8 protein-coding genes are annotated in these 12,808 nt (G+C 65.8%); 3 read left to right on the forward strand and 5 right to left on the reverse strand.

Annotated elements, in window-relative coordinates:
- The first annotated feature begins 9 nt into the window (after nt 1–9).
- A complete protein-coding gene (locus MA07_RS06380) occupies nt 10–915 on the forward strand; it encodes a DMT family transporter (protein ID WP_052002888.1) in 906 nt (301 codons plus the stop codon).
- A 230-nt stretch (nt 916–1,145) separates the two neighbouring features.
- On the opposite strand, the gene purU is transcribed toward MA07_RS06380, so the two are convergent.
- The 3 genes from purU to MA07_RS06395 all read right to left on the reverse strand — a co-directional run bounded on the left by purU (nt 1,146) and on the right by MA07_RS06395 (nt 4,980).
- Nucleotides 1,146–2,018 carry a formyltetrahydrofolate deformylase gene (gene purU, locus MA07_RS06385; RefSeq protein WP_036348158.1) on the reverse strand — a complete coding sequence of 291 codons (873 nt, stop codon included), beginning with the start codon at nt 2,016–2,018 and terminating at the stop codon, nt 1,146–1,148.
- Nucleotides 2,019–2,031: 13 nt separating this feature from the next.
- On the reverse strand, nt 2,032–3,624 hold the full coding sequence (gene serA, locus MA07_RS06390) for a phosphoglycerate dehydrogenase (protein WP_036348161.1): 1,593 nt from the start codon (nt 3,622–3,624) through the stop codon (nt 2,032–2,034).
- Nucleotides 3,625–3,807: 183 nt separating this feature from the next.
- Nucleotides 3,808–4,980, reverse strand: coding sequence for a phosphoserine transaminase (locus tag MA07_RS06395; RefSeq protein ID WP_036348186.1), 1,173 nt, complete (start codon nt 4,978–4,980; stop codon nt 3,808–3,810).
- 246 nt (nt 4,981–5,226) lie between these two features.
- On the opposite strand from MA07_RS06395, the gene MA07_RS06400 reads away from it, so the two are divergent.
- Complete coding sequence (locus MA07_RS06400; RefSeq protein WP_052002889.1) at nt 5,227–6,501, forward strand: efflux RND transporter periplasmic adaptor subunit; 1,275 nt, start codon at nt 5,227–5,229, stop codon at nt 6,499–6,501.
- A 161-nt stretch (nt 6,502–6,662) separates the two neighbouring features.
- Nucleotides 6,663–9,824 (forward strand): efflux RND transporter permease subunit, encoded by a 3,162-nt coding sequence (locus tag MA07_RS06405; protein WP_036348164.1) that lies wholly within the window; start codon nt 6,663–6,665, stop codon nt 9,822–9,824.
- A gap of 232 nt (nt 9,825–10,056) precedes the next feature.
- Here MA07_RS06405 and glmM read toward each other — a convergent pair whose 3' ends face one another.
- A complete protein-coding gene (gene glmM, locus MA07_RS06410; protein ID WP_036348167.1) occupies nt 10,057–11,412 on the reverse strand; it encodes a phosphoglucosamine mutase in 1,356 nt (451 codons plus the stop codon).
- A gap of 226 nt (nt 11,413–11,638) precedes the next feature.
- Nucleotides 11,639–12,808 (reverse strand): AAA family ATPase (locus MA07_RS06415; protein ID WP_036348170.1); only part of this gene is annotated, 1,170 nt, incomplete at its 5' end.

Here is a 12,808-nt window from a genome sequence, read left to right on the forward strand (position 1 = left end):
CGACCTCCGATGAATATCCTGCACGCGTTCTGGAAGGGAGTATGGGGGCAGGCCTACGTGCTCCTGACCCTGACCACGCTGATGTGGGGCGGCAATGCCATTGCCGGGCGGCTGGCCGTGGGCGAGGTGTCGCCCATGATGCTCACCTGCCTGCGCTGGGTCATCGTGGTGATCGTGCTGCTGCCGCTCGTCGGCCGGCAGGTGATTGCGGCATGGCCGCAGATCAGGCAGCGCTGGGCTTTCACGATCCTCATGGGGGCCTTCGGCTTCACCGGCTTCAACGCCCTGTTCTACGCGGCCGCCCATTACACCACCGCGGTCAATCTCACGATCTTTCAGGGCTCGATCCCGGTTCTCGTCCTTCTGGGCACAGTCCTGTTCTTCAAGGCCCGCGTGATCCCGCTGCAGATCATCGGCATGATCGTCACGATCCTCGGCGTGATCCTGGTCTCGGTGAAGGCCGATTTCGAGATTCTCCGGACGCTCGCGCTCAACATCGGCGACGTCTGGACCCTGATCGCCTGCGTGTTCTACGCGGGCTATACGCTCGGCCTGCGCCATCGCCCGGCTCTTCCAGGCCTCATCTTCTTCGCAGCGCTGGCATTGGTGGCCTTCACGACGTCCCTGCCTCTGCTCTGGATCGAAGCCGCTCAGGGCAGCCTGCAATTCCCCACCGCGAAAGGATGGCTGATCCTGCTCTATGTGGGCCTGCTGCCGTCGCTGTTGTCTCAGGTGTTCTTCATGCGCGGCGTGGAGCTCATCGGCCCGGCCAGGGCCGGCCTCTTCGTGAATCTCGTGCCGGTCTTCGGCGCCCTGCTCGCCGTGGTGCTGCTGGGCGAACCCTTCGCGTTCTATCACGCAGGAGGCCTCGTGCTGGTGCTCGGCGGCATCTGGCTTTCGGAGCGGCGGCGGTAGGAAACGCACGTGTCATTCCCGGCCGGAGATGGCGCAGCCATCGGAGGAGAAGGGAATCCACCCCCACGCACAACGCTATGGATCCCCTTCCCGCACTTCGTGCGCCGGGGATGACACCCACCACGTCATGGCCGTCCCCGGACTTGATCCGGGATCAGTCCCGGCCATCCACGTCTTCGATCGTTGCAAAGACGTGGATACCCGCAACAAGTGCGGGCATGACGATGGCGCTAATCCGCAAACACCACCGTCTTGCGCCCGTTGAGCAGGATGCGGTCTTCCAGGTGATAGCGCACGGCACGGGCCAGCACGCGGCGCTCGATGTCGCGGCCCTTGCGCACGAGGTCGTCCGCCGTGTCGCGGTGCGTGATCGACTCCACGTCCTGGGCGATGATCGGTCCCTCGTCGAGATCCGATGTCACGTAGTGCGCGGTGGCGCCAATCAGCTTCACGCCGCGCGTGTGCGCCTGATGGTAGGGCTTGGCGCCCTTGAAGCTGGGCAGGAACGAATGGTGGATGTTGATGCAGCGCCCGGAGAGCTTCCCGGCGAGACCGTCTGACAGCACCTGCATGTAGCGGGCGAGCACCACGAGATCGGCCTTCGAGTCGCGGATGATCTCCCAGACCCGCGCTTCCTGCTCGAGCTTCGTATCCTTCGTGACGGGAAGGTAGTGGAACGGCACGCTGCCCAGATCCACATGGCTGTAGGTGTCGACCGGATGATTGGCGATGACGCCGACGGGCTCGAAATCGAGCTCGTCGATGCGCCAGCGGTAAAGCAGATCGGCCAGGCAATGATCGAACTTCGAGACCAGCAGCATGACCCGGCGCTTCTCGTTCGGGTCGCGCAGGGTCCATGTCATGCCATAGCGCTCGGCCAAGGGCGCGAAGCCGCTCTTGAGGGCGTCGAGATCGGCTTCTCCCACGACGGGATCGAAAACGACCCGCATGAAGAAGCGATCAGTCTGCGTGTCGTCGTATTGCTGGGCGTCGAGAATGTTGAGGCCGGCTTCCGACAGATGCCCTGCCACGGCGGCCACGATACCCGGACGGTTCGCGCAGGCGAGTGTCAGGACGAAACGCTGCGGCAGGGATGATGTCATCTCGAAGACCTTGTCAGAACCGCACGGCGCGGGCGCGCTTGACCTGAGGGATGTCCTCGATCCGGCGCAGGAGCTCGTCGGAGACGGGCTGATCCACCGACACGAAGCAGATCGCATCGCCGCCGGGCTTGTCGCGGCCGAGCGCGAAGGTGGCGACGTTCACGCCCGACTCGCCGAGCAGGGTGCCGAAGCGGCCGATGAAGCCGGGCTTGTCGTCGTTGCGCACATAGATCATGTGCGGGGCGAACTCCGCATCGACCGCGATGTCGCGGATGTCGACCACGCGGGGCTTGCCGTCCTGGAACACGGTGCCGCCGGCATGGCGGGCCATGTCCTCCGCATCGACGATGATGCGGATGAAGCTCTCGTAGTCGCGCGCCGCGTTCTCGCGCTTGACCTCTTCCACCATGATGCCGCGATCGCGCGCCACCAACGGCGCCGACACCATGTTGATGTCCTGCAGGAAGGGACGCAGCACGCCGGTCACCGCGGCGGAGGTGAGCGCGCGGGTGTTCATCTCGGCGACATTGCCCTCGTACTCGATGCGGATGCCCTTGATGGGTGCTTCCGTAAGCTGGCCGAGGAACGAGCCGAGCTTCTCGGCAAGCGCCACGAAAGGCTTCAGGCGCGGCGCTTCCTCGGCGGTGATCGACGGGAAGTTCACGGCATTCTGGATGGCGCCCTGCAGCAGGTAATCCGACATCTGCTCGGCCACCTGCAGGGCCACGTTCTCCTGCGCCTCCGTGGTGGCGGCGCCCAGGTGCGGTGTGCAGACCACATTGGGATGGCCGAAGAGCGGGTTCGAAGTGGCAGGCTCTTCCACGAACACGTCGAAGGCCGCGCCCGCTACATGGCCGGAATCGAGCGCTGCGCGAAGCGCGACTTCATCGACGAGGCCGCCACGGGCGCAGTTGACGATGCGCACGCCCTTCTTGGTCTTGGCGATGTTCTCGGCGGAGAGCACGTTCTTCGTCTTCTCGGTCATCGGCACGTGCAGCGTGATGATGTCGGCGCGGCGCAAAAGGTCGTCGAGCTCGACCTTCTCGACGCCGAGCTCCAGCGCGCGCTCCGGCGACAGGAACGGATCGTAGGCGATCACCTTCATGCGCAGGCCGATGGCGCGGTCCGCTACGATGGACCCGATATTGCCGCAGCCGATGACGCCGAGCACCTTGCCCGTGAGCTCGACGCCCATGAAGCGGTTCTTCTCCCACTTGCCGGCCTGCGTAGAGGCATCCGCCTGCGGGATCTGGCGCGCGAGCGCGAACATCATCGCAATCGCGTGCTCGGCCGTGGTGATGGAATTGCCGAAGGGCGTGTTCATGACGATCACGCCGCGCGCCGTGGCGGCGGGGATCTCCACATTGTCGACGCCGATGCCGGCGCGCCCGATCACCTTCAGGTTCGTGGCCTGCTCGAGGATCTTCGCCGTGACCTTGGTGGCCGAGCGGATGGCGAGGCCGTCATACTGGCCGATGATTTGGGCGAGCTTGTCCTTGTCCTTGCCGAGATCGGGCTGAAAATCGACCTCGATGCCGCGATCCTTGAAGATCTGAACGGCGGCGGGAGAGAGAGCGTCGGAAATGAGAACGCGGGGAGCGGGCATGGTGCACCTCTGAAAGCCCTCTCCCCTCTGCGGGAGAGGGTGGCCTCGCGAAGCGAGGTCGGGAGAGGGGAAGAATTGTTTGTGAGTAGATGGGAAGGGCGGCGCTCATCGTGAGCACGGCCCCTCTCCCGGTCGGCATGCGCCGACCACCCTCTCCCGCTGAAGGGGAGAGGGAAGTAGAGATCAAGCCGCTTTCGCGAGCTTCGACTTTTCCTGCGCGAAGGCCCAGTCGAGCCAGGGCGTCAGGGCTTCGAGATCGGACTGCTCGACCGTGGCGCCGCACCAGATGCGCAGGCCCGGAGGGGCATCGCGGTAGGCGCCGATGTCGAGGGCGACACCCTCCTTCTCCAGCGCGGAGACGATGCCCTTGGCCACCTGCGTGACGGCCTCGGGGCCCTTCGCCACCACGTCCGCGTCGGCGATGACGAGGCACACGCTGGTGTTGGAGGCGGTGGCCGGGACCTTGGCGAGGTTGGCGATCCACGGGGTCCTGGCGACCCAGTCGGTGATGACCTTCGCGTTCGCGTCGGCCTTGGCGACGAGCGCGTTCAATCCGCCGATGGACTTCGCCCATTCGAGCGCGTCGATGTAGTCCTCGACCGCCAGCATGGACGGGGTGTTGATGGTCTCGCCCTCAAAGATGCCTTCGATGAGCTTGCCGCCCTTGGTCATGCGGAAGATCTTCGGCAGCGGCCAGGCGGGCTTGTAGGTCTCGAGCCGCTCGACCGCGCGGGGCGAGAGAATGAGCATGCCGTGGGCCGCTTCGCCGCCCAGCACCTTCTGCCAGGAGAAGGTCACCACATCGAGCTTGGAGAAATCGAGCTTCTGCGCGAAGGCCGCCGAGGTGGCGTCGCAGATGGTCAGACCCTCGCGGTCGGCCGCGATCCAGTCGGCGTTGGGCACGCGCACCCCGGAGGTGGTGCCGTTCCAGGTGAAGACCACGTCGCTGTTCTTAGTGTCGACCTGAGACAGGTCGGGCAGCTCGCCGTAAGGCGCGCCGATCACGCGGGCATCCGCGAGCTTGAGCTGCTTGACCACATCCGTGACCCAGCCCTCGCCGAAGCTTTCCCAGGCGAGCATGTCGACCGGACGGGCGCCCAGCATCGACCACAGCACCATTTCCACGGCTCCGGTGTCGGAGGCGGGCACGATGCCGACGCGGTAATCGGCCGGCACGTCCAGAACCTCGCGGGTTAGGTCGATGGCGAGCTTGAGGCGCGCCTTTCCGAGCTTGGCGCGATGCGAGCGGCCGAGGCTGTCGGTCTTGAGGTTTGCGAGGGACCATCCGGGGCGCTTCGCGCAGGGGCCGGACGAAAAGAAGGGCGCGCGCGGACGCGCGGCGGGCAGGCTTGTCATGTGATCCATCCTCTCAGATGGGCGCCTCTCGGTGGGGAGAGGTGTCCCGCCGACCGGTATGACGGAGCCGAAGGTCATGGTCAAGGCGATTACTGGAGGATCTGTCGTTGCGGCAGGAGTTCAGATTACGAAATCGTAATACAAAACATCGTGTTCAGAAGGATCCGATCCGGGTAATTGGCATATACTGTGCTAGGACGGGTTCCGATCATCCAAGCGACAAAGACTGACGTGTAAGGAGCAAGCATGCGTGTGTCCGGTCAACTTGCTGTCATCGCCGTGCTCGGGGCAGCAGGCTTTGGCGGCTGGTACGCCTACAAGGGCGGCCATCTGGCCAATGTGCCCGTGATCGGCGCCTATGTGAGCCAACCCGCCGGTCAGCAGGCTGGCGCTCCAAGAGGCCCCGGCGGACGGGGCGGTCCCGCCGGCCCGGCGACGGTCGAGGTCGACGCGGTCAAGACCGGACGCATCGTGGAAATCCGGGAGGCGGTGGGCACCGTGCGTGCCTATGAATCCATCATGGTGACCGCCAAGGTGGCAGGCATCATCGGCAAGATCGGCTTCGAGGAAGGCCAGAAGGTGAAGGCCGGCGACACGCTGGTCCAGTTCGATGCCGCCGAGCGCCGCGCCGCCATCGAGCAGGCGGCCGCCGAGGCCAGCCGCGCCACGGCACTCCGCAACGAAATCGCCATCAAGCTCGAGCGCGCCCAGGCCCTGCGCCGCACCGGTGCCGGCACCGAGGCCCAGGTCGATGACCTGACGGCGCAGATGAAATCGCTCGAAGGCTCGATCGCCTCCGCTCAGGCCCAGCGCAAGGCCGCCGAGGCGCGGCTCGAGGAGCTGACGATCCGCGCCCCCTTCGACGGCCGCGTCGGCACCCGCTCCGTCTCGCTCGGCGCCTATGTGGCACCGGGCACCCGGATCACATCCCTCGACGACCTCTCGAAGGTGCGCCTCGACTTCGCCGTGCCGGAGAACCTTCTGGGCCGCCTCGAGCCGGGCCAGACGGTCAACGCCGTGTCGGCCGCCTACCGTGGCCGGACCTTCAAGGGCACGGTCGCCACCATTGACCCCCGGGTCGATCAGACGACGCGCACGGCGCGCCTGACCGCGGAGTTCAACAACCCGGACGAGGCGCTGAAGCCCGGCATGTTCCTGTCCGTTGCCCTGGAAGTCTCCAACAAGGACGACGCCGTCGTGGTGCCGGAAGAGGCCGTGGTGAGCGAGGGCCTGCGCCACATCGTCTATCCGGTGAAGGACAACAAGGTGGAGCGCCGCGTCATCACCATCGGCCAGCGCCAGGGCGGCAAGGTGGAGGTGGTGGAAGGCCTGAAGCCCGGCGAGACCATCGTCGTGCTGGGCGTCCAGCGCGTGCGGCCCGGCGCCGAAGTCATCGCTCGCCCGGTCGGTTCCGGCGCCCCTGCCGCGCCTGTTCCGGCAGCCAACCGCGAGCAGCCCTCCCGCTCGTCGCTGAACGTGCCGCAGGCCATCGGCAGCGCGCAGGCGGCCGAGCGGAAGTAACATGCATTCCGTGTCATTCCCAGCCGGAGCGCAGCGGAAGGGAAGGGAATCCATAGCTCCGCGCTTGATCGTGGATCCCCTTCCCTCGCTGACGCTCGCCGGGGATGACACTGAGCTTCCACTTTTCAAACGACTTGACCCTAACGGGATCGAATAAAACCATGCAGGTTTCAGACCTCTTCATCCGCCGCCCCGTCTTCGCCGTCGTGGTCAGCCTGCTGCTGATCGTGGGCGGCCTGGCGGCGCTTATGAACCTGCCGGTTCGCGAGTACCCGCAGGTCGACCGCCCGGTGGTGTCGGTCTCCACCGTCTATCGCGGCGCCTCGAACGAGGTGATCGAGAGCCGGGTGACGGAGATCATCGAGGGCGCGGTCGCCGGCATCGAAGGCATCCGCCAGATCACCTCGCAAAGTCAGAACGACCGCTCCTCGGTGTCCATCGAGTTCGAGGTTTCCCGCGAGCCGGAAGCCGCGACGTCGGACGTGCGCGATGCCGTCTCTCGCGTGACCGGGCGTCTGCCGGACGGAGCCGACACGCCGGTGGTGCGAAAGGTCGATGCGAACGCCTCGGCCATTCTGTGGGTCGGCGTCACCTCCACGACTCTGGATGCCCTCGAACTCAGCGACTTCCTCAAGCGCGTCTACGTCGATCGCCTGTCGACCGTTCCGGGCGTCGCCAACGTGAACCTGAGCGGCGAGCGACGCTTTGCCATGCGGGTCTGGATCGACCGCCCGGCGCTCGCGGCCCGCGGGTTGACGGCGCAGGATCTCGAGACCGCCATCAAGCGCCAGAACGTGGAATTGCCCGGCGGCCGGATCGAGTCCAGCCAGCGTGAATTCACCGTCAAGACGGATTCCCGCCTCGCGACCCCTGAGGAATTCGCCCGGGTGATCGTCACCAACAAGAACGGCTATCTGGTCCGGCTCGGCGAGGTCGCCCAGGTCGAGGTCGGGGCGGAGGACACGCGCTTCGAGTTCTACCAGTCGGGCGAGACCGCCATCGGTCTGGGCGTGGTGCGCCAATCGACCGCCAACACGCTCTCCGTGGTCGAGGGCGTGCGCAAGGAACTGGAGGAGCTCAAGTCGTCGCTTCCGCCCGGCACCGTGGCCGAAGTGGCCTATGACGAGAGCCAGTTCATCCGCGCCTCCATCGACGGCGTGCTGAAGACGCTGCTCGAAGGCGTCGCGCTGGTGATCCTCGTGATTCTGGTCTTCCTGCGCGACTGGCGCTCCACCATCGTGGCCATGGTGGCGATCCCGGTCTCCATCACGGCGGCCTTCATGGTGATGGCCTTCTTCGGTGCATCCATCAACGTGCTGACCCTGCTCGCCATCGTGCTCGCCATCGGCATCGTGGTGGATGACGCCATCGTGGAGATCGAGAACGTGCACCGGCGCATCGAGGAAGGGCAGCCGCCGCTGCTCGCTTCCTTCGACGGCGCGCGCGAGATCGGCTTCGCGGTGATCGCGACGACCGCCACCCTGATGGCGGTGTTCGTGCCGCTTGCCTTCATGACGGGCAACACCGGCAAGCTCTTCCGCGAGTTCGGCATCACGCTTGCGGCCGCCATCTTCTTCTCGGGCGTCGTCGCGCGTACCCTCACGCCGATGATGTGCTCGAAGCTGATGGTCCCGGCCCACGGGCGCATCCAGCGCATGACCGAGCCGCTCTTCGAGAAGATGAACAGCGGCTACCGCTGGCTGCTCTCCCGCGCGCTGAAGATCCCGGTCGTCATCCTGTTCGTCGGCTTCCTGGTGTCGCTCTCGGCCTATGGGCTGTTCCAATCCCTGCCGAAGGAATTCGCCCCGCAGGAGGATCGCGGCGCTATTATCGTCAGGCTCCAGGCGCCGGAAGGCGCGAGCCTCGACTACACCCGCGACCGGGTGAAGGAGGTCGAAAAGGCCATCCTGCCCCTGCAGGAGCAGGGCGTCATCGGGTCCATGCTGAGCCAGGTCGCGCCGGGCTTCGCCCGCCCCTCACCGGTCAACGAAGGCATCGTGATCGTGCGCCTCGTCCCCTGGGAGGAACGCACCAAAAGCCAGCAGGACATCGTGCGTGAGCTGACGCCGAAGGTGTCGAACTTCCCCGGCGCGCGCGTGTCCGTGGTCAACCCGCCAGCCTTCGGCGGCGCCGGCGGCTTCGGCCAGCCGATCCAGTTCGTCCTCGGCGGTCCCGATTACGAAACCATCCGGGGCTGGCGCGACATCGTCATGCAGAAGGCCCAGGAGACGGGCAAGTTCGTCAACATGGATTCCAACTACCGCGAGTCGCAGCCCGACATCCGCGTGCAGATCGACCGCCAGCGCGCCGCCGATCTCGGCGTCTCGGTGGAGGATATCGGCCGCACGCTGCAGCTGATGTTCGGCGAGACCGAAGTCTCGACCTTCGTCAGCCGCGGCGACGAATACCCGGTGATCATGCGGGCCCGCGCGCAGGATCGCGCGACCCCGAACGACCTCACCAACACGTTCATCCGTGCCGCCAACGGCGAGCTGGTGCCCCTCTCGTCCTTCGTGAGCCTGACGGAATCGGCTGCTCCTCAAGCGCTGAACCGGTTCGACCGCCTGCGCTCGATCACGATCCAGTCCTCGCTGACGCCGGGCGTTTCCATCGGCGAAGGCCTGGAGATCCTCCAGCAGATCGTGCGCGACAACCTGCCGGCGGAGGTGCGCATCGGCTATAACGGGCAATCGAAGGACTTTCTCGATTCCACTGGGGCGATCTACGTGACCTTCGCCATGGCGCTGCTCGTGGTGTTCCTGGTGCTGGCCGCGCAGTTCGAGAGCTGGATCAACCCGTTCATCATCATGCTCACGGTGCCGCTCGCGGTGACGGGCGGTCTGCTGGCGCTGTTCGTCACGGGACAGACGCTCAACATCTACAGCCAGATCGGCATGATCCTGCTCATCGGCCTCATGACGAAGAACGGCATCCTGATCGTCGAGTTCTCGAACCAGCTGCGCGAGCGCGGATACTCGGTGCACGATGCGGTGCTCGAAGCCTCGGTCCTGCGCCTGCGGCCGATCCTGATGACCTCGATTGCCATGATCGGCGGCGCCATTCCGCTCGCCTGGTCCACGGGCGCGGGCGCCGAGGCACGCAATGCCATCGGCACCGTGATCGTCGGCGGCGTGACGGTCTCCACCATGCTGACCATGCTGGTGGTGCCATCCATCTACCTGCTCATCGGCGGCTTCACCAAGCCCTCCACCTATGTGGGCGACATGATCGATCGCCTGCGCGCGCAGACCGGCCTGCGACCCCATGGGGAAGACCTGCCGTCGCGGACGAAGGAGGCTCCTCCGGCTCACCCGGCGGAGTGATCCGCAGCATAGCACTTCGATACTTTTTCCTCGTCATCACCGGCCTTGTGCCGGTGATCTCGCTTCGGTGAGGCGCTGCGTGCTTACAATCGGGATGGCCGGGACGAGCCCGGCCATGACCTGGAGAGTGCGATCCACGCCACCTCCCCGCAAACGGATAGGCGCAACAGAAAAGCCCCGGCGATCATCTCGCCGGGGCTTTTCTTTTGAAGCTTGGAAGGAAGCGGCGTTCTTATGCAGCGACCTTGGAGGCGGCCTGGGTGACGGCAGCCACCACGTCGTCCACCACGCGGTTGACGACATCCTCGTTGTCGCCCTCGCCCATGACGCGGATGACAGGCTCGGTGCCGGAGGGGCGGATCACGAGGCGGCCTGCCTCGCCGAGCGTCTCGCGTCCTGCCTCGATGGCCTTGATGACGGACGCGTCCTGCAGGGGCTTGCCGGCCTTGTAGCGCACGTTCTTGAGAACCTGCGGCAGGGGCTCGAAGCAGTGGCAGACCTCCGAGACCGGCTTGCCGAGGCTTTTCACCACCGCAAGAAGCTGCAGGGCCGCGATGAGACCGTCGCCCGTGGTGGTGTAGTCGGACATGATGATGTGCCCGGACTGCTCGCCGCCGAGGTTGAAGCCATGGGCCCGCATGTGCTCGAGCACATAGCGGTCGCCCACTGCCGTGCGCACGAGGCCGAGCCCCATGCCGCTTAAGAAACGCTCCAGGCCGAGATTCGACATGATCGTAGCAACGATGCCCGGCTGCGACAGGCGGCCGTCGTCCTTCCACGAGCGGGCCACCACGGCCATGAGCTGGTCGCCATCGACCTTGTGACCCTTCTCGTCGACGATGAGAACGCGGTCCGCATCGCCGTCGAGGGCGATGCCCACATCGGCGCGCAGCTCCCTGACCTTCTGGATCAGGGCATCGGGGGCGGTGGAGCCGACATCGTGGTTGATGTTGAAGCCGTTCGGCTCCACGCCGATCGACATCACCTCGGCGCCCAGCTCCCACAGGGCTTCCGGAGCCACCTTGTAGCCGGCGCCGTTGGCGCAATCGATCACGACCCGCATGCCTTCCAGGTCGATCTGGCGCGGCAGGGTGCGCTTGGCGAACTCGATGTAGCGGGCCTGGACGCTCTCGATGCGCTTGGCGCGGCCCAGCGTCGCTGAGCCGGACAGGCGGCGGGTGAGATCGGAATCGATCAGGGCCTCGATCTGAAGCTCCATGTCGTCGCTGAGCTTGAACCCGTCCGGGCCGAACAGCTTGATGCCGTTGTCCTCGTAAGGATTGTGCGAGGCCGAGATCATGACGCCGAGGTCGCAGCGCATGGAGCGGGTCAGCATGGCGACAGCAGGGGTTGGGATCGGTCCGAGCAGGAGCACGTCCATGCCCACCGAGGTGAAGCCCGCCTGAAGGGCGGACTCGATCATGTAGCCGGACAGCCGCGTATCCTTGCCGATCACGACCCGGTGGCGGTAATCGCCGCGCTGCTGGAACATGAGGCCTGCAGCCTGCCCGACCCTGAGGGCGAGGTCCGGCGTGATGATGCCGTTGGCGCGGCCCCGAATGCCGTCGGTCCCGAAGTATTTCCGCACGTGCTTTGTCTCCGCATTCCTTGGCGCCGATCCGCGCTTTTGCTTTTTCAAAGCAACCTCCCCCACTCCGGTCAAGGCATGGAGGCCAATCCGCGCATCACAAGTGATAAGCGATTGTTACAAACCTTACCCCTGGCTCATGTGTAGTATTAGTACTTTGAGGTAAACAAAAAAGAACGCCCGCTGGAAAGGCGGGCGTTCTTGGATTTCACAGATACCGACGTTTTTAAGCCTGCGGCTGGGGCTCCATGCCCCCGTCGGTTTCCCGGGGGCGGCCCGGGCGGGTGGTCGGAACGGCCGACCCGCGGCTCGGGGTGACCGTGTCGCCGGAGTCCCGCACCGGAGGCTGACCGTCGAGGAGGTTGCGGATCTCGTCGCCCGACAGGGTCTCGTACTCCAGAAGGCCGCGGGCCAGGGCCTCGAGCTCGTGCTGCTTCTCGGTGAGGATGCGGCGGGCGTCGTTGAGCCCGTCCTCCACCAGACGGCGAACTTCCGAGTCGATCTTCTGCGAGGTCGCCTCGGAGATGTTCTGCTGGCGGCCCATGGACATGCCGAGGAACACCTCGTCCTGGTTCTCGCCATAGGCAACGGTGCCGAGCTCGGGCGAGAAGCCCCACTTGGTGACCATCATGCGGGCAAGCCGCGTGGCCTGCTCGATGTCCGACTGGGCACCCGACGTGACCTTCTCCTTGCCGAAGATCATTTCCTCGGCGATGCGGCCGCCCATCATGATGGCCAGACGCGAGGTCATCTGCTCGTAGGACATGGACAGCTTGTCCCGCTCAGGCAGCTGCATGACCATGCCAAGCGCACGGCCGCGCGGGATGATGGTGGCCTTGTGGACCGGGTCGGTGGCCGGGACGTTGAGCGCCACCACGGCATGGCCGGCCTCGTGATAGGCGGTCAGGCGCTTCTCGTCGTCGGTCATGACCAGGGTGCGGCGCTCGGCGCCCATCATCACCTTGTCCTTGGCGTCCTCGAACTCGCGCATGGTGACGATGCGCTTGCCGCGGCGAGCCGCCAGGAGAGCCGCCTCGTTGACGAGGTTCATCAGGTCGGCGCCCGAGAAGCCAGGGGTGCCGCGGGCGATCACCTTCAGGTCCACGTCGGGCGCCAGCGGGACCTTGCGCACGTGAACGCGCAGGATCTTCTCGCGGCCGACCACGTCCGGGTTCGGCACCACGATCTGGCGGTCGAAGCGGCCGGGGCGCAGGAGCGCCGGATCGAGCACGTCGGGACGGTTGGTGGCCGCGATGATGATCACGCCCTCGTTGGCCTCGAAGCCGTCCATCTCCACGAGGAGCTGGTTGAGGGTCTGCTCACGCTCATCGTTGCCGCCGCCCAGGCCGGCGCCGCGATGGCGGCCGACCGCATCGATCTCGTCGATGAAGATGAT

The organism is Microvirga sp. BSC39 (genome assembly GCF_000739015.1).
Taxonomy (GTDB): domain Bacteria; phylum Pseudomonadota; class Alphaproteobacteria; order Rhizobiales; family Beijerinckiaceae; genus Microvirga.